Origin of the sequence: Spirillospora sp. NPDC052242 (genome assembly GCF_040679555.1) — a bacterium.
In the GTDB taxonomy this organism is placed as follows: domain Bacteria; phylum Actinomycetota; class Actinomycetes; order Streptosporangiales; family Streptosporangiaceae; genus Spirillospora.
This window is the reverse complement of the sequence record NZ_JBFAUZ010000033.1, coordinates 73,061-87,690: the sequence shown is the minus strand read 5'-3', so window position 1 is coordinate 87,690 and position 14,630 is coordinate 73,061. Positions and strand designations below refer to the sequence as shown.

Annotated in this window: 16 protein-coding genes; 10 read left to right on the top strand and 6 right to left on the bottom strand. The window is 74.0% G+C overall.

The annotated features are described in order from the left end of the window. The first annotated feature begins 108 nt into the window (after nucleotides 1-108). The gene (locus AB0L25_RS25885) at nucleotides 109-1,233 is read left to right on the top strand and encodes an enolase C-terminal domain-like protein (protein ID WP_500175262.1); all 1,125 of its coding nucleotides are present in this window, start codon (nucleotides 109-111) and stop codon (nucleotides 1,231-1,233) included. On the opposite strand, the gene AB0L25_RS25880 is transcribed toward AB0L25_RS25885, so the two are convergent. Together AB0L25_RS25880 and AB0L25_RS25875 are read right to left on the bottom strand one after the other, a co-directional pair. Continuing rightward, on the bottom strand, nucleotides 1,124-1,468 hold the full coding sequence (locus tag AB0L25_RS25880; RefSeq protein ID WP_500175261.1) for an alpha/beta hydrolase fold domain-containing protein: 345 nt from the start codon (nucleotides 1,466-1,468) through the stop codon (nucleotides 1,124-1,126). The two genes, AB0L25_RS25885 and AB0L25_RS25880, sit on opposite strands and share 110 nt — an antisense overlap. A 216-nt stretch (nucleotides 1,469-1,684) precedes the next feature. After that, nucleotides 1,685-2,443, bottom strand: a complete 759-nt coding sequence (locus AB0L25_RS25875; RefSeq protein ID WP_500175260.1) for a glucose 1-dehydrogenase — start codon at nucleotides 2,441-2,443, stop codon at nucleotides 1,685-1,687. A 44-nt stretch (nucleotides 2,444-2,487) separates the two neighbouring features. On the opposite strand from AB0L25_RS25875, the gene AB0L25_RS25870 reads away from it, so the two are divergent. Continuing rightward, nucleotides 2,488-3,084: a PadR family transcriptional regulator gene (locus AB0L25_RS25870; protein WP_500175259.1), complete on the top strand. Its 597-nt coding sequence runs from the start codon at nucleotides 2,488-2,490 to the stop codon at nucleotides 3,082-3,084. Between the two features lie 18 nt (nucleotides 3,085-3,102). On the opposite strand, the gene AB0L25_RS25865 is transcribed toward AB0L25_RS25870, so the two are convergent. Then, nucleotides 3,103-4,644, bottom strand: a complete 1,542-nt coding sequence (locus tag AB0L25_RS25865) for a FadD3 family acyl-CoA ligase (RefSeq protein WP_500175258.1) — start codon at nucleotides 4,642-4,644, stop codon at nucleotides 3,103-3,105. Between the two features lie 141 nt (nucleotides 4,645-4,785). Between AB0L25_RS25865 and AB0L25_RS25860 the strand changes: the two genes are divergently transcribed. Next, the gene (locus tag AB0L25_RS25860) at nucleotides 4,786-5,274 is read left to right on the top strand and encodes a flavin reductase family protein (protein WP_500175257.1); all 489 of its coding nucleotides are present in this window, start codon (nucleotides 4,786-4,788) and stop codon (nucleotides 5,272-5,274) included. 9 nt (nucleotides 5,275-5,283) lie between these two features. Here AB0L25_RS25860 and AB0L25_RS25855 read toward each other — a convergent pair whose 3' ends face one another. Beyond that, on the bottom strand, nucleotides 5,284-5,850 hold the full coding sequence (locus AB0L25_RS25855) for a PadR family transcriptional regulator (RefSeq protein ID WP_500175255.1): 567 nt from the start codon (nucleotides 5,848-5,850) through the stop codon (nucleotides 5,284-5,286). Between the two features lie 108 nt (nucleotides 5,851-5,958). On the opposite strand from AB0L25_RS25855, the gene AB0L25_RS25850 reads away from it, so the two are divergent. Together AB0L25_RS25850 and AB0L25_RS25845 are read left to right on the top strand one after the other, a co-directional pair. Beyond that, on the top strand, nucleotides 5,959-7,080 hold the full coding sequence (locus tag AB0L25_RS25850) for an LLM class flavin-dependent oxidoreductase (protein WP_500175254.1): 1,122 nt from the start codon (nucleotides 5,959-5,961) through the stop codon (nucleotides 7,078-7,080). Then, nucleotides 7,077-7,808: a glucose 1-dehydrogenase gene (locus tag AB0L25_RS25845; RefSeq protein ID WP_500175253.1), complete on the top strand. Its 732-nt coding sequence runs from the start codon at nucleotides 7,077-7,079 to the stop codon at nucleotides 7,806-7,808. The genes AB0L25_RS25850 and AB0L25_RS25845 overlap by 4 nt, the downstream gene beginning before the upstream one ends. Before the next feature lie 57 nt (nucleotides 7,809-7,865). Here the strand turns inward: AB0L25_RS25845 and AB0L25_RS25840 are convergent, their stop codons facing one another. Together AB0L25_RS25840 and AB0L25_RS25835 are read right to left on the bottom strand one after the other, a co-directional pair. Continuing rightward, nucleotides 7,866-8,789 carry a tyrosine-protein phosphatase gene (locus tag AB0L25_RS25840; protein ID WP_500175252.1) on the bottom strand — a complete coding sequence of 308 codons (924 nt, stop codon included), beginning with the start codon at nucleotides 8,787-8,789 and terminating at the stop codon, nucleotides 7,866-7,868. A gap of 70 nt (nucleotides 8,790-8,859) precedes the next feature. After that, complete coding sequence (locus AB0L25_RS25835) at nucleotides 8,860-9,690, bottom strand: IclR family transcriptional regulator (RefSeq protein WP_500175251.1); 831 nt, start codon at nucleotides 9,688-9,690, stop codon at nucleotides 8,860-8,862. A gap of 139 nt (nucleotides 9,691-9,829) precedes the next feature. Here AB0L25_RS25835 and hsaA point away from each other — a divergent pair, with 139 nt between their 5' ends. From hsaA to AB0L25_RS25810, 5 genes are read left to right on the top strand one after another with little or no spacing between them, the layout of a single operon-like run. Continuing rightward, nucleotides 9,830-10,996 carry a 3-hydroxy-9,10-secoandrosta-1,3,5(10)-triene-9,17-dione monooxygenase oxygenase subunit gene (hsaA, locus tag AB0L25_RS25830; protein ID WP_500175250.1) on the top strand — a complete coding sequence of 389 codons (1,167 nt, stop codon included), beginning with the start codon at nucleotides 9,830-9,832 and terminating at the stop codon, nucleotides 10,994-10,996. Further along, the gene (locus AB0L25_RS25825; RefSeq protein ID WP_500175249.1) at nucleotides 10,993-11,526 is read left to right on the top strand and encodes a flavin reductase family protein; all 534 of its coding nucleotides are present in this window, start codon (nucleotides 10,993-10,995) and stop codon (nucleotides 11,524-11,526) included. Before hsaA ends, AB0L25_RS25825 begins: the two co-directional genes overlap by 4 nt. 12 nt (nucleotides 11,527-11,538) lie before the next feature. Continuing rightward, entirely contained in the window at nucleotides 11,539-13,242 is a 1,704-nt protein-coding gene (locus AB0L25_RS25820) for an FAD-dependent oxidoreductase (RefSeq protein ID WP_500175248.1), read from the top strand. Continuing rightward, on the top strand, nucleotides 13,239-14,390 hold the full coding sequence (locus tag AB0L25_RS25815; RefSeq protein ID WP_500175247.1) for a 3-ketosteroid-9-alpha-monooxygenase, oxygenase component: 1,152 nt from the start codon (nucleotides 13,239-13,241) through the stop codon (nucleotides 14,388-14,390). The genes AB0L25_RS25820 and AB0L25_RS25815 overlap by 4 nt, the downstream gene beginning before the upstream one ends. Continuing rightward, nucleotides 14,387-14,623 (top strand): hypothetical protein, encoded by a 237-nt coding sequence (locus tag AB0L25_RS25810; RefSeq protein WP_500175246.1) that lies wholly within the window; start codon nucleotides 14,387-14,389, stop codon nucleotides 14,621-14,623. The genes AB0L25_RS25815 and AB0L25_RS25810 overlap by 4 nt, the downstream gene beginning before the upstream one ends. Nucleotides 14,624-14,630: the final 7 nt, after the last annotated feature.

Here is a 14,630-nt window from a genome sequence, read left to right as displayed (position 1 = left end):
GCCCGCACCCAAACAACGCGGGCGAACAACGCGGGCCGAGCCCGCGCCGCCCGTTTCGGGGCGTCCCCCGGAGGTAGTTAGAGCGGGTCACCGAGGGGAGGGACGCCGATGACCGGGCGGGAGGGCGTGCCGGTGGAGGGCGTGCGGGTGCACGCGTTCACGGTGCCGACCGACGGCCCGGACGGGGTCGAGGAGGACGGCACGCTCCGCTGGGACTCGACCACGATGGTGCTCGTCGAGGCGGACGCGGGCGGGCGGACCGGGATCGGCTACACCTACGGCGACGTCTCGCTCGCGCCCTTCATCGAGTCGAAGCTCGCCCCGGTCGTCCGGGACGCCGACGCGCTCGCGCCCGCCGCCGCGTGGCACGCCATGTTCGCCGCGATCCGCAACGCCGGGCGTCCCGGCGCCGGCGCCATGGCGGTGTCGGCGGTGGACGCGGCGCTGTGGGACCTGAAGGCGCGGCTGCTCGGCGTGCCGCTGTACCGGGCGCTGCCCGCGTTCCACGACGAGGTCCCCGTCTACGGCAGCGGCGGCTTCACGAACTACCCGCTCGACCGGCTCGCCCGCCAGCTCGGCGACTGGGTGGAGCGCGGCATCCCCCGGGTGAAGCTGAAGACCTCCCGCGACCCCGGACGCGACCCCGAGCGGCTCGCGGCCGTCCGGGAGGCGATCGGGCCGGGCGCCGAGCTGTTCGCCGACGCCGGCGGCGCGCTGACCCGCAAGGACGCCCTGTACTGGGCGCACCGGCTGGCGGCGGAGTGGGACGTGCGGTGGTTCGAGGAGCCGGTGGCCTCCGACGACCTCGCCGGCCTGCGGCTGCTCCGCGACCGGGGCCCGGGACGGCTGGAGATCGCGGCCGGCGAGTACGGGTACGTCCTCGGCGACTTCACCGGCCTGCTGGACGGCGCGGTCGACTGCCTGCAGGCGGACGCGACCCGCTGCGGCGGCGTCACGGGCGTCCTGCAGGTCGCCGGGCTCGCGGCGGCGCACCGCGTCGACCTGTCCGCGCACTGCGCCCCGGCGCTGTCCGCGCACGCGTTCTGCGCCGTCGAGCGGCTCCGCCACCTGGAGTACTTCCACGACCACGTCCGCGTCGAGGACATCGTCTTCGACGGGACGCTCAGCCCGGCGGGCGGCTCGCTGCGCCCCGCCCCCGACCGTCCGGGCCTCGGCCTCGACGTGCGGTGGGCGGACGCCGAGCGGTACCGGGTGCACGGCGCCCGCCCCTGACGCCCCCGCCGAGATCCCCCTGCGCAGGACCGTCGCGGGCGTCCTCGACCGCCGCCGGGAACGGATGCTCGGGCGCCAGCCGGTAGTCCACCGACACGACGATCACGCCGGTGTCGGCGGCGAGCGCCCGGCACGTCCGGTCGTGGGAGTTCAGGCCGCACAGGACGAACCCGCCGCCGTGGAAGAACACGACGACCGGGACGCGCGCGGGGGAGTCCGGCCGGTAGGTCCGCACCGGCAGGGGGACGGGCGCGCCGAGGACGCGGTTCTCGATGACGCGGTCCTCGACGACGGCGACCGCGATCGGGGCGAGGCCGGGCCGGGGCGCGGCGGCCAGGATCCGCCGCGCCTCGCCGCGTCCGACACCTCGGTCCCGATGCGGGGGAAGGTCTTCGCCATCGCGTCCGCGATCTTCGCCGCCAGGGGGTCGAGAGGCATGCCGGGATCCTCCTCAGCCGGCCGCCGCCATCATGACGACCTCGCCCGCGGTCCAGCCGCCGTCCACGGCCAGCTCGGCGCCGGTCACGTAGCGGGCCGCGTCGGAGATCAGGAACGACACCGCCTCGCCGATCTCCTCCGGGAGGCCCACGCGGCCGAGCGCGGCCAGCGGGAAGCCGCCCTCGCCCTCGGTCGCGTGCTCGGCGGTCATCGGCGTGTACGTCATGCCGGGATGCACCGAGTTCACCCGGATCCGGTGCATCCCCAGCTCCGTCGCGGCGATCTTGGTGAGGCCGCGCACGCCCCACTTGGACGCCCCGTACGCGCTGGTCAGCGGCAGCGCCGTCAGCCCCGCGGCGGACGAGATGTTCACGATGGACCCGCCGCCCACCGCCTTCATCGGCTCGAGCACGGCCTTCATGCCGAGGAACACCCCGGTCAGGTTGATCCGCAGCACCTTCTCGAAGTACTCGAGCGTCTCGTTCTCCAGCAGCGCGTTGGACGAGACGCCCGCGTTGTTGACGAGCCCGTCGATCCGCCCGTACTCCTCCAGCGCCGCCGCGGTGACGGCCGCCCAGCCGTCCCGGTCGGCCACGTCGTGCCGGACGAACAGGCCGCCGACCTCGGCCGCCGTCTCGGCGCCCGCTTCCTCGAGCAGGTCCGTGACGACGATCCTCGCGCCGTCCCGGGCCATCCGCCGCGCCGCCGCGGCGCCGAGGCCGCGGGCGCCGCCCGTCACGATGACCACCTTGTCCTGCGGTTCTGCCGACATCGCCGTCTCCTTGATCATGTTGGGTCGGTACTACGCTGAGGCGCATGGTGAAACCCCCGCCCCGGTCGCGCGCCGAGTCCGCGACGCTCCCCGCCACCGCGTGGGCCGTCCTCGGCATGCTGTCCTTCGGCGAGGAGCTGACCGGGTACGAGATCCGCAAGTGGGCCGAGCACATCCTGCGGTTCTTCTACTGGTCTCCCGCGATGAGCCAGATCTACGCCGAGCTCAAGCGCCTGGAGAGGGCCGGGTACGCGACCTCCCGGACGGACGTCGCGGGCGACGGCCGCCCCCGCCGCGTCTACGCGATCACCCCGGACGGGCGGGACGCGCTCGCCGCGTGGGCGTCCGACGCGCCCATCGGCCCGCCCGTCCTCAAGCACGGCCCCGCCCTGCGCGTGTGGCTCGGCCACCTCGCCGGGCCCGAGCGGCTGCGGCAGGTCGTGACCGAGCAGCGGGACCGGGCGCAGCGGCTCGTGGAGGAGGCGGAGCACTCCCGCCGCGTCGCCGCGACCGGGACGGGCTGGGTGCACGCCGAGCTCGTGGCGCGCTGGGCCGTCCGCTACCACGAGGCCGAACGCGACCTGGCCGAGCGGATGCTGGCCGACCTCGACGAACTCGCCGCGCGCCGCACGCCCGGGTGATCACGCGCGGCGGGGTGATCACGCGCGGCTTCGGAGCGCGTCCTTGAGGACCTTCCCGCCGGCGTTGCGCGGCAGTTCGTCCACGACGTGGAAGTGCCGGGGGACCTTGAAGTTCGCCAGCCGCTCCCGCAGCCACGCCGTCAGCTCCTCCGGGGCGACCTCCCGGCGGGTGACGAGCCACGCCGCGCCGACCTCGCCGAGCCGCGCGTCCGGGACGCCCAGTACCGCGGCCTCGACGACCGCCGGGTGCGTCACGAGCACGCTCTCGATCTCGGCCGGGTAGGCGTTGAACCCGCCGACGACGAACATGTCCTTGAGCCGCCCGGTGACGGTGAGGTAGCCGCGGTCGTCCAGCCGTCCGAGGTCGCCGGTGCGCAGCCAGCCGTCCGCGTCGATCGCCCGCGCCGTGGCATCCGGGTCGTCCAGGTAGCCGCGCATGACGTGCCGTCCGCGCACCTGGATCTCGCCCTGCCCGCCGGGCGGCAGGGGCCGGCCGTCCGGCGCGGCGATCCGGATCTCGGCGCCGGGCAGCGCGGGCCCGCTGGTGCGCGCGACCGTCTCGGCGTCGGCGTCCACCGGGCACACCGCCACCACCCCGGCGGCCTCGCTCAGCCCGTACGCGGTGAAGACGTGCGGGACGCCCAGCTCGCCGCGGATGCGGCGGATGAGGTCGACGGGGATGTCGGCGGCCCCGGTGCCCGCCAGCCGCACCTCGTGGGCGGGACGGTCCGGGAGCTCCAGCAGCGAGGTGAAGACCGTCGGCGGGCCCATGAGCACGCTGACCCGGTCGGCGGCCAGCCGTCCGGCGACGGTCGCGGCGTCGAACACCGCCTCGGGCAGCATCGTCGCGCCGTTCAGCAGGCACGCCAGGATGCCCGCCTTGTACCCGAACGTGTGGAAGAAGGGGTTGATTAGCAGGTACCGGTCGCCCGCGCGGAGCGTGGAGACCTCGCTCCACGCCCGGAACGCCCAGAGCGTCGCGTCGTGCGTCGACATCGCGCCCTTGGGACGTCCGGTGGTGCCGGAGGTGAAGACGATGTCGGCGACGTCGTCCGGCCGGACGCCCGCCGCGCGCTCGCGGGCCGCGTCCGCGCCCACCGCCGCGGCGCCGTCGAGGAAGCCCGCCCAGCCGAGCTCGCCGCCCGCGGGCTCGCCCGCCAGCAGGACGATCCGCCGCAGTCCGGGCAGGTCTTCGCCCGCCAGCATCGCCGGGTAGTCGTTGCCGAGGAACCCCCGGACGGTGAACAGCGCGCTCGCCCGGCTCCGCCGCAGGACGTCGGCGGCCTCGCCGCCCCGGTACCGCGTGTTCAGCGGCACCAGCACGGCGCCCGCGCTCACCAGCCCCAGCGCGGCGACGATCCACGGGACGCCGTTCGGCGCCCAGATCGCCGCTCGGTCGCCGGGCCGCACGCCGGCCGCGATCGCCGCGCGCGCCGCGGTCTCGACCTCGTCCCGCAGCCGGGCGAAGGTCCAGCGCACCGCGCCGGCGACGACGGCCTCGCGGCCGCCGTGGACGCGCGCCGCGTGCTCGACCAGTGCGGGGATCGTCTCTGCGGTCATGGAGTGCACTCCTTCGGGCCGGGTCGCCTTGACATGGAACCACACCGATGCTTCTAATCGGAATGTTCCTAATCGAAATATGCCGATTCGAGACCTGGAGGCGTCATGACGGTGGACACGGCAGCGGGGGACCCGAAAAAGGTGGACACCGCAACGGCGGGCGAGATCGACGCGGAGCGGATGCGGCGGGTGCTCGGCACGTTCTGCACCGGCGTCGTCGTGGTCACGGCGATGGACGGCGGCGAGCCGGTCGGGATGGCGTGCCAGTCGTTCGCGTCGCTGTCGCTGGACCCGCCGCTCGTGTGCTTCTGCCCGTCCGACGCCTCGACGACGTGGCCCCGGATCCGCGCCGCCGGGCGGTTCGCGGTGAACGTGCTGGCCGCCGACCAGGGCGGGCTGTGCCGGGCGATGGCCGGCCGCGACAAGTTCGCCGGGGTGTCCTGGACGCCCGGCCCGGGCGGCTCGCCGCTGCTGGACGGCGCCCTCGCCTGGATCGAGGCCGACGTCGAGCGCGAGCTGCCCGGCGGCGACCACACGATCGTCGTCGGGCGGGTGCGGGACCTCGCCGCCGTCCGGACGGCCGGCCCGCTGCTGTTCTTCCGGGGCGGGTTCGGCGCCCTGGCGGCGTGACCGGGGCCGTCAGTCCTCGCGCGCGGCCAGCTCGTCGAGGTCGGCGAGCATCCTGCGGGTCAGCTCCCGCTCGGCCTCGTAGTACCGCGCCGACCAGCGCAGCACCAGCTCGGGGTAGGCCCACTCGGCGACCTCGGCGGCGCCCTCGGCGTCCGCCTCCGCCCGCCGGCTCATCTTGGCGGCGTAGGCGCCGTGCTCCTCCAGCACCTCGCGGAGCCGCTCGGGCGTCATGAGGTGGCCGAGCCAGGCGCGCAGCATCACGCCGTGCTTGAGGACGGGCGGTTCGACCGGCGCCTCGCGGGCCCAGCGGGTGACGGCGTCCAGCCCGTCCTGCGTGATCGCGTAGACGCGCTTGCCGCGGGTGCTCTCGGTCAGCTCGACCCGGGACGTCGCGTAGCCGACCTTCTCGAGCCGCTTGAGCTCGCCGTAGATCTGGCTGAACGACGGGCTCCAGTAGAAGAACTTCAGGCTCCAGTCGGCCCATTTCTTCAGGTCGTAGCCCGACAGCTCCTCCCCGAACGAGAGCAGCCCGAGGACGGCCCAGCTGGTCGGCGGCAGGTTCGGGAGGTCGGTCACCCGGCCAGCGTAGCGCTCCCGTCTACCGGACCGTGATGTAGCACCACCCCGATATATCTGTTAGAAGTATTCCTAATCGAAATACAGCACGCGGCAGGAGGGACCCCCATGGAGTTCTCGATGATCTTCGAGGCACAGCTCGCCAACCCCACCCCCGAACGCGAGCGGCAGGTGCTGCTCGACTGCGTCGAGCAGGCCGTCTACGGCGAGGGGATGGGCTTCGACCGCGTCTGGGCCGTCGAGCACCACGGGCTGGAGCGGTACGCGCACATGACGGCGTCCGAGATCTTCCTGTCGTGGGTCGCGGCGAAGACGTCCCGCATTCGCATCGGGCACGGCGTCGTCTGCATGCCGTTCCGGTACAACCACCCCGTGCGGGTCGCCGAACGTGTCGGCATGCTGGACGCCCTGTCGGGCGGGCGCCTCGACGTCGGCGGCGGCCGCGGCTCCACCCGCATGGAGATGGGGATGTACGGGGTGAACCCGTCCGACACCTACCCGCAGATGGAGGAGTCGCTGCGGTTCCTCGCGAACGCGTGGCGCAAGGACGAGGTCGACTGGCACACCGACCTGCTCGACGTCGGCCCCGCCAAGATCATGCCGCGCCCCGTCCAGACGCCGCACCCGCCGCTCTACATGGCGTGCAGCAAGCGCGACACCGTCAAGCTCGCCGCCGAACTCGGCGTCGGCGCGCTCGTCATGGGCTTCGCCGGGCCCGAGGAGGTCAAGGAGATGTACGACCTCTACCACGCCACGATCCGCACCCGCGGCGCCGACCGGCTCGTCGGCCCCGACACCAACGACAAGTTCGTCGCCCTCTGCCCCACGATCGTCCTGGACGACCCCGAACGCGCCCTGCGCATCGGCGCCCGCGGGCAGCGGTTCTTCGCCGAGGCCATCGCGCACTGGTACGGCAACGGCCCCGCGCCCGCCGAGGACACCGAGGACGACGACAACATCGCCGCCCTCGCCCGCGACAAGGAGGCGCTCGTCGCCAAGCTCAACGAGGCGAACATCCCGGCCCGCCCGCAGGACACCGGCGCGTTCAACGCCGAGCACGCCTACGGCACCGCCCGCGACGCGATCGAGTACGTGGAGCGGCTCGCCGAGATCGGCGTCGACGAGATCATGTGCCTCGTCCAGATGGGCACCGTCCCGCAGGACGTGGCGATGGAGACCATCCGCCAGTGGGGCGAGACCGTCATCCCGCACTTCCGGAACAAGGCATGAGCACCCTGGCCGGCAAGGTCGCGATCATCACCGGCGCGGCCCGCGGGCAGGGCGCCGCCGAGGCCCGGCTGTTCGCCGCGGCCGGCGCGCGGGTCGTCCTCACCGACGTCCTCGACGGGACGGACGTCGCCGCGTCCATCGGCGCCGCGGCGGCGTTCGTCCGGCACGACGTGACCTCGGCGGACGACTGGGCCCGCGCCGTCCGGACGGCCCGGGAGCGGTTCGGCCGCGTGGACGTCCTCGTCAACAACGCGGGCCTCTGGCGGACCGCGCCCGTCGAGGAGGAGACCCGCGAGCGGTTCGAGCTGATGCTCCGGGTCAACCTTGTCGGCCCGTTCCTCGGCGTGCAGGCCGTCGCCCCCGCGATGCGCGAGGCGGGCGGCGGGTCGATCGTGAACGTCTCGTCCACCGCCGGGCTGCGCGGCATCCGCGGCCACGCGGCCTACGGGGCGAGCAAGTTCGGCCTGCGCGGCCTCACCCGCTCGGCGGCGCTCGACCTCGCCGCCGACGGCATCCGCGTCAACTCCGTCCACCCCGGCGTGGTCGACACCCCGATGATCGCGGAGATCGGCGTCGAGCGCGGCGCCGGGAAGGCCCCGCGCGTCCCGCTGGGCCGCGCGGGCGTCCCCGAGGACGTCGCGGGCCTCGTCCTGTTCCTGGCCTCCGACGCGTCGTCCTACATCACCGGCACCGAACTGGCCGTCGACGGCGGCCTCACGACCAACTGACCCGCACGCGAAAGGCCGCCGGGGCGCGGCGCCCGGCGGCCCGTTCGCGTGCGTCGCTCAGCGGCTCGTCAGCAGGTCGTGGCGTAGCCGCGCGCGGGTGCGGCCGTCGATGCCGAGGCCGTCGCGCAGGTAGCGCTCCACCGACCCGTACTCGCGCCGGACCTCGTCCAGCGCCGCCTCCAGGTACTCGGGACGCACGTCCTGGATCGGCTTCAGCAGTTCGGCGTTCTGCATGTACCCGGCGGCTTCCAGGCGCGCGCGCACGGCCGCGTCCGTCTCGGCCCGGTACTCGTTGGACAGCAGGTAGTCGTGCATCGCCGTCCGGTGCGGGACGCCGACGGCCCGCAGCAGCAGGTAGCTCATCCAGCCCGTGCGGTCCTTGCCGCTGGTGCAGTGGAAGACCAGCGGCGTCTTCGAGCGGTCGGCCGTTTCGCGCAGCGTGCGGCCGAACGCCGCCGCCGACTCGGGATCGGTGACGAAGCTCCGGTACAGGGTCCGCATGATCGCGGCGCCCCGGCCGTCGCCGAGCACGGCCTCCTGCCGCGCCGGGTCCTTCGAGCCGATCGCCGCGTTCACGGCGGCGTACATGCCGGTGTCGTCGACCGGGCGCGCGGTGACGCGCAGGCCGTCCGGCAGCCGGTCGGGACCGTCCGTCGCGACCTCGAGGGGCGTGCGGAAGTCGACGACGCGCTCGATCCCCAGTTCGGCGAGCTTCGCCAGGCCCGCGTCGGTGACGTGGTTCAGCGCGTCCGCGCGGTAGACCGCGCCGGGCCGGACGCGGGCGTGGAAGTACGTCTCGTACCCGCCGAGGTCGCGGAGGTTGACCGTGCCCTCGACGCCGGCGAGGCGGGACGCGGGCCCGTGCCCGCCGTGCCGCTGGACGGCCCCGGGCGGGGCGGACGGCGCGGCGTGCGCGCTCGGGACGGTGAACAGCGGCGCGGCGGCGAGCGCGGCGGCGCCGAGGACGGTGGTTCTTCGCATGGGGGCGGCTCCCGAAGGTCGTGACCGGGGAAAACGGCCTCAACGTAAGGAGCGTCACACGTCCCCGGCGTCACCCCTTCCCGATGACCGGGAAACCGGATTCGGCCGCCGGGGGCGCGTCCGCCCGGCGCCGTCCGGGCGCGAACAGCGCCCGCCACACCGCCCGCGACGTCGTCAGCAGCGGCGGGACGAGCCGCTGCGGGTCCATCTTCGCGGGCGGCCCGGAGATCGAGATCGCCGCGACCGGGGCGCCGCCGGCGTCCCGCAGCGGCGCGGCGATGCACGCGATGCCCCGGTAGCCCTCCTCCCGGTCGAACGCGACGCCGTGCTCGCGGATCCGCGCCAGCTCGCGGCGCAGCACCCGCTCGTCGGTGATCGTGAACGGGGTGCGGGCGGGCAGCCCCGCCGCGAGCGCCTCGGCGAGCCGGTCCGCGTCCGCGAACGCCAGGATCGCCTTGCCCGCGCCGGTGCAGTACGCGGGCTGGCGGCCGCCCAGCCGGGACGGCGCGCGCCCGCCCGCCGAGCCGCCGATCTTCTCCAGGTAGACGATCTCGTGGCCGTCCAGCACGGCCAGGTGCACCATCGCGCCGGTGGCCGCGTGCAGGGCGCGCAGGTGCGGCAGCGCCGTCTCGCGCAGCCGGTTCTGGTGCACGGCGAGCGCGCCCAGCTCGAGCAGGCCGAGGCCGAGCCGGTAGCGGGAGCCGGTCCGCTCCAGCGCCCGGAGCCGGACGAGCTGGTCCATGATGCGGTGCACCGAGGAGCGGGGCAGGCCGGTGCGCCGGACGACGTCGCTCATCGACAGCTCCGGCGTGGTCGTGGTGAAGGCGTACAGGATGCGGGCCGCCCGGGCCAGCATCGAGGACTCCAGGGGCGGCGCGGTCGCCGCTGCGGGTGCCGGCATGGGGTCGTTCCTTTCTCCCCGTCCCGAGCGACCTTCCCGGTGACCGGGAAGGTCGTATTTCTAATTGGAACACCTCGCCTAGCGTGCTCGCAAGCCGCCGAGTGATCCGCATCACCCGGCGCGGGAGCAAGGAGCGAGTATGAGCGAACAGGTTCTCGAGGCCGTCCGGGGCCTCGTGCCCGGCATCGCCGAGCGGGCGGCGGAGGCCGAGGCGGCGCGGCGGATCCCCGAGGCGACCGTCAAGGAACTGGCGGACGCCGGGTTCTTCCGGCTGCTGCAGCCGAAGGCGTTCGGTGGCCACGAGGCCCACCCGGCGACGTTCTACCGGGCGGTGCGGGAGATCGCCGCGGCCTGCGGGTCGACCGGCTGGGTCGCGTCGGTCGTCGGCGTCCACCCGTGGCAGCTCGGCCTGTTCCCCGTGCGGGCGCAGCAGGACGTGTGGGGCGCCGACCAGAACGCCCGCATCTCCTCGTCCTACGCCCCGACCGGCCAGGTCACCCGCGTCGACGGCGGGTTCCGGCTGGACGGCCGGTGGAGCTTCTCGTCCGGCTGCGACCACGCCGACTGGGTGTTCCTCGGCGGGCTGATCTTCGACCAGGACGGCGGCCCGCCCGACATGCGCACGTTCCTGCTGCCCCGCGCCGACTACCGGATCGAGGACGTCTGGAACACGATCGGCCTGCGCGGCACCGGCAGCAACGACATCGTCGTCGAGGGCGCGTTCGTCCCCGAGCACCGCACGCTCGGCTTCGCCGACACCTCCGCCCTCGCCTGCCCCGGCCAGGAGCTCAACACCGGGCCGATCTATCGGCTGCCGTACGCGGCGGTGTTCAGCACGACGATCAGCATGCCGATCGCCGGGATCGCGCAGGGCGCCCTCGACGCCTACCTCAAGGCCACCCGGGAGCGCATCCGGATCTCCTACGGCGGCCAGAAGGTCGCCGAGGACCCGCACGCGCACGTCCGCATCGCCACCGCCGCCAGCGAGATCGACGCGGCGTGGACGCTGATGGACCGCAACATCCGCGACCTGATGGCCGACGCCGAGGCGGGCCGCGAGTTCGGCCTCAAGCTGCGGCTCCGCACCCGCCGCGACCAGGTGCTCGGCACCGCCCGCGCCATCAAGGCCGTCGACCTGCTGTTCGAGAACGCCGGCGGCCGCGCCCTCGGCGAGGGCAACCCCGTCGGCCGCGCCTGGCGCGACGCCCACGCGGGGCGCGTCCACGCCGTCAACGACCCCGAGCGCGCGCTGTCCCTGTACGGCCAGGGCGCGCTCGGCCTCGAGGTCACGGACGTGATGCTGTGACGGCGCCCGCCCGGACCCCCGACGAGGCCGCGTTCCGGGACGCACTGGGCCGGTTCGCGTCCGGGATCACCGTCGTCACCTCGATCGACGACGCGGGACGCCCGGCGGGCTTCGCGTGCCGGTCGTTCGCGTCGCTGTCGCTGGACCCGCCGCTCGTCCTGTTCTGCGTCGCGCGGACGTCCACCAGCTGGCCGAAGATGGCCGGTACCGGACGGTTCGCGGTGAACGTCCTCGCCGCCGGGCAGCGGGACGTGTGCCGGGCCTTCGCCGTGAGCGGCGGGGACAAGTTCGCGGGCCTCGCCTGGACCCGCTCGCCGCACGGCACCGCCCACCTCGACGGGGCCCTCGCCACCGTCGACTGCACCGTTGCCGACGTCCACGAGGCGGGCGACCATCTGATCGTGGTCGGCTCCGTCCGGGAACTGGACGCGCGCGACGGCGGCGGCCCGCTGCTCTACTACCGCGGCGACTTCCACACCAGCGACCACGCCGGCGGCCACGCTGGCGGCCACGCCGCGGCCGACGCCTAGCCGGAGAAGCACATGGACACAGCGGACACGGACAAAGAGCGCGAGCACGAGCACGAGTACGACGTCGTGGTGGTCGGTTCCGGCGCGGGCGGGCTCACCGCCGGTCTCACCGCCCGGCTGCGCGGGCTGTCCGCGGTCGTCATCGAGAAGACCGACCGGTACGGCGGTTCGACCGCGCTGTCCGGCGGCGCGATCTGGGTGCCGAACAATTTGTACCTGGAGGAGGCGGGGCAGCGCGACACCCCCGAGAACGCCCGCGCGTACATGGACGCGACGGTGGGGGAGCGGGTGCCCGCCGCGCGCAAGGACGCCTACCTGGCGCGCGGCCCGGAGATGCTGCGCTACCTGCACGACCGGACGCGCTGGGTGCGGTTCGTCTACACCCCCGGCTACTCCGACTACTACCCGGAGCGTCCGGGCGGGAAGCCGGAGGGACGGTCGGTGGAGCCGTGCATCGTGGACGGCCGCAGGCTCGGCCCCGAGTTCGCGCGGATGCGCCGCGCCGGCCTCCCCACCTACGGCCTCACGATGACGTCCGCCGACTTCGGCAAGCTCAACATGGTCACCCGCACCTGGAAGGGGAAGCGGACGGCCGCCCGCGTCGCGCTGCGCGCGGTCGGCGCCCTGCTGACCGGCCGCAGGCTGCTGTCGCTCGGCGAGGCGCTCGTCGCGCGGCTCCGGCTGGCGCTGGCGGAGGCGGGCGGCGAGCTGTGGCTGAACAGCCCGTTCCGCGACCTGGTGATCGAGGACGGCCGCGTCACCGGCGTCCGGGTGCGGCGCGGCGGGCGGGAGGTGACCGTGCGGGCGCGGCACGGGGTGATCCTGGCCGCCGGCGGGTTCTCGCACGCCCAGGACCTCCGTGAGAAGTACCTCCCGTCGCCCACCACCACGGACTGGACGCACGCCGCCGAGGGGCAGACGGGCGACACGCTGGTCGCGGGGCTCCGCGCGGGCGCGGCCGTCGACCTGATGGAGAAGGTGTGGGGCGCGCCGTCGGTCCCGACGCCGGACGGCCCGCCGTTCTTCCTCGTCGCCGACCGGGCCGTCCCCGCGATGGTGATCGTGGACGGGAACGGGGAGCGGTACGCGCGCGAGTCGCTGCCGTACCACGAGTTCGTCGACCGGATGTACGAGCACGGCGAGCCCGCGATGAACTCGTGGATGATCATCGATGCGCGGGCGAAGTCGCGCTACATCGTCGTCGGGCTGTTCCCGGGCCAGAAGTTCCCGAGGCGCTGGCACGAGACCGGGGCCGTGAAGACGGCCGCGACGCCCGCCGCGCTGGCCGCCGAGATCGGCGTGCCCGCCGCGCGGCTGGAGGCGACGATCGAGCGGTTCAACGGGTTCGCCCGCGCGGGGCGGGACGCCGACTTCGGGCGGGGCGACAGCGCCTACGACAACTACTACGGCGACCCGACGCTGCCGAACCCGAACCTCGCGCCGCTGGAGAAGGGCCCGTTCTACGCGGTCCGGGTCGTCCCGGGCGACATCGGCACGAAGGGCGGGCTCGTCACCGACGCCGATGCGCGCGTCCTGCGCGAGGACGGCACCCCCATCGCGGGCCTGTACGCCACCGGGAACTGCTCGGCCGCCGTGACCGGCGAGACCTACCCGGGGCCGGGCGCCACGATCGGCCCCGCGATGACGTTCGGCTACGTCGCCGCCACCCGCATCGCCGCAGCGCAGAACCCCGTCACACAGGGAGGAAAGGCATGAACCACCGCGTCATCGAGGCCGCGCCGCCGCCCGAGCGGTTCGCCCGGGGCTGGCACTGCCTGGGCCTGGCCGACTCGTTCAAGGACGGGAAGCCGCACGCCGTCGAGGCGTTCGGCACCACGCTCGTCGTCTTTCAGGGCGAGAGCGGCGGCCTGCACGTCCTCAACGGCTTCTGCCCCCACATGGGCGGGAACCTCACCCGGGGGACCGTCAAGGGCGACGCGATCGCGTGCCCGTTCCACGACTGGCGCTGGGGCGGGGACGGCCGCTGCGCCGGCATCCCGTACGCCAAGCGCGTCCCCCGCGCCGCCCGCACCGGCTCCTGGCCGACGCTGGAGGAGAACGGGCAGCTGTTCGTCTGGAACGACCCGCAGGGCAACCCGCCGCCGCCGGAGGTGACGATCCCGCGCATCGAGGGCGCGTTCAGCGACGAGTGGAGCAACTGGACGTGGAACACGCTCCGCGTCGAGAACTCCCACTGCCGCGAGATCGTCGACAACGTCGTCGACATGGCGCACTTCTTCTACGTCCACTACGCGCTGCCGACGTACTTCAAGAACGTCTTCGAGGGGCACGTCGCGACCCAGTATTTCGACGGGACGTCCCGCGACGATGCGCACCTCGGGATGATCCCGGGCCCCGCCGACCAGAAGATCGACCAGCGGTCGGAGGCGGCGTACTACGGGCCGTCCTACATGATCGACCACCTGTGGAACGAGGCCGAGGGCGTCACGGTCGAGACCGTCCTGATCAACTGCCACTACCCGATCACGTCGAACAGCTTCATGCTCCAGTGGGGCGCGATCGTCAGGAAGTTCCCCGGCATGTCCGACGAGGAGGCCGACGCGATGGCCGCGCAGGTCGCCGAGGGCGTCGGGCTCGGGTTCCTCCAGGACGTCGAGATCTGGAAGAACAAGGCCCCGATCGACAACCCGCTGCTGTGCGACCAGGACGGGCCCGTCTACCAGCTCCGCCGCTGGTACGAGCAGTTCTACGTGGACGTCGAGGACGTCACGCCCGAGATGACGAACCGGTTCGAGTTCGAGATCGACACGTCCCGCGCCGTCGAGACGTGGCAGCGGGAGGTCGCCGAGAACGTCGCCAACGGCGTCTCGTTCTCGATGATCCCGGCGTCGCAGCGCACGTGAGCGCGCAGCCGGTCGACTGCGGGGCGTGCGGCACCCGGGTGCTCGTCGAGAAGGTCACCCCGCCGCACACCAGCGTCCAGTGGACGACCGACGCGGCGGCCGCCTGCGGGGAGATCGCCCCGCGGGTGGCCGCCGGCGAGCCCGCCGCGCGCGTCCGGACCTGCACGGCGCTGCGGGCGTCCATCGAGCGGGCGGTGGCCGAGGGCCGCGTCGCCATCGCCTTTCCGGAATGAGGGATCC

Excerpts from the sequence above, each read along its gene's own strand:
- AB0L25_RS25885 (WP_500175262.1), top strand. The coding sequence starts at position 109 with ATGACCGGGCGGGAGGGCGTGCCGGTGGAGGGCGTGCGGGTGCACGCG.
- AB0L25_RS25875 (WP_500175260.1), bottom strand. The coding sequence starts at position 2,443 with ATGTCGGCAGAACCGCAGGACAAGGTGGTCATCGTGACGGGCGGCGCC.
- AB0L25_RS25870 (WP_500175259.1), top strand. The coding sequence starts at position 2,488 with ATGGTGAAACCCCCGCCCCGGTCGCGCGCCGAGTCCGCGACGCTCCCC.
- AB0L25_RS25865 (WP_500175258.1), bottom strand. The coding sequence starts at position 4,644 with ATGACCGCAGAGACGATCCCCGCACTGGTCGAGCACGCGGCGCGCGTC.
- AB0L25_RS25850 (WP_500175254.1), top strand. The coding sequence starts at position 5,959 with ATGGAGTTCTCGATGATCTTCGAGGCACAGCTCGCCAACCCCACCCCC.
- AB0L25_RS25845 (WP_500175253.1), top strand. The coding sequence starts at position 7,077 with ATGAGCACCCTGGCCGGCAAGGTCGCGATCATCACCGGCGCGGCCCGC.
- AB0L25_RS25840 (WP_500175252.1), bottom strand. The coding sequence starts at position 8,789 with ATGCGAAGAACCACCGTCCTCGGCGCCGCCGCGCTCGCCGCCGCGCCG.
- AB0L25_RS25835 (WP_500175251.1), bottom strand. The coding sequence starts at position 9,690 with ATGCCGGCACCCGCAGCGGCGACCGCGCCGCCCCTGGAGTCCTCGATG.
- hsaA (WP_500175250.1), top strand. The coding sequence starts at position 9,830 with ATGAGCGAACAGGTTCTCGAGGCCGTCCGGGGCCTCGTGCCCGGCATC.
- AB0L25_RS25820 (WP_500175248.1), top strand. The coding sequence starts at position 11,539 with ATGGACACAGCGGACACGGACAAAGAGCGCGAGCACGAGCACGAGTAC.
- AB0L25_RS25815 (WP_500175247.1), top strand. The coding sequence starts at position 13,239 with ATGAACCACCGCGTCATCGAGGCCGCGCCGCCGCCCGAGCGGTTCGCC.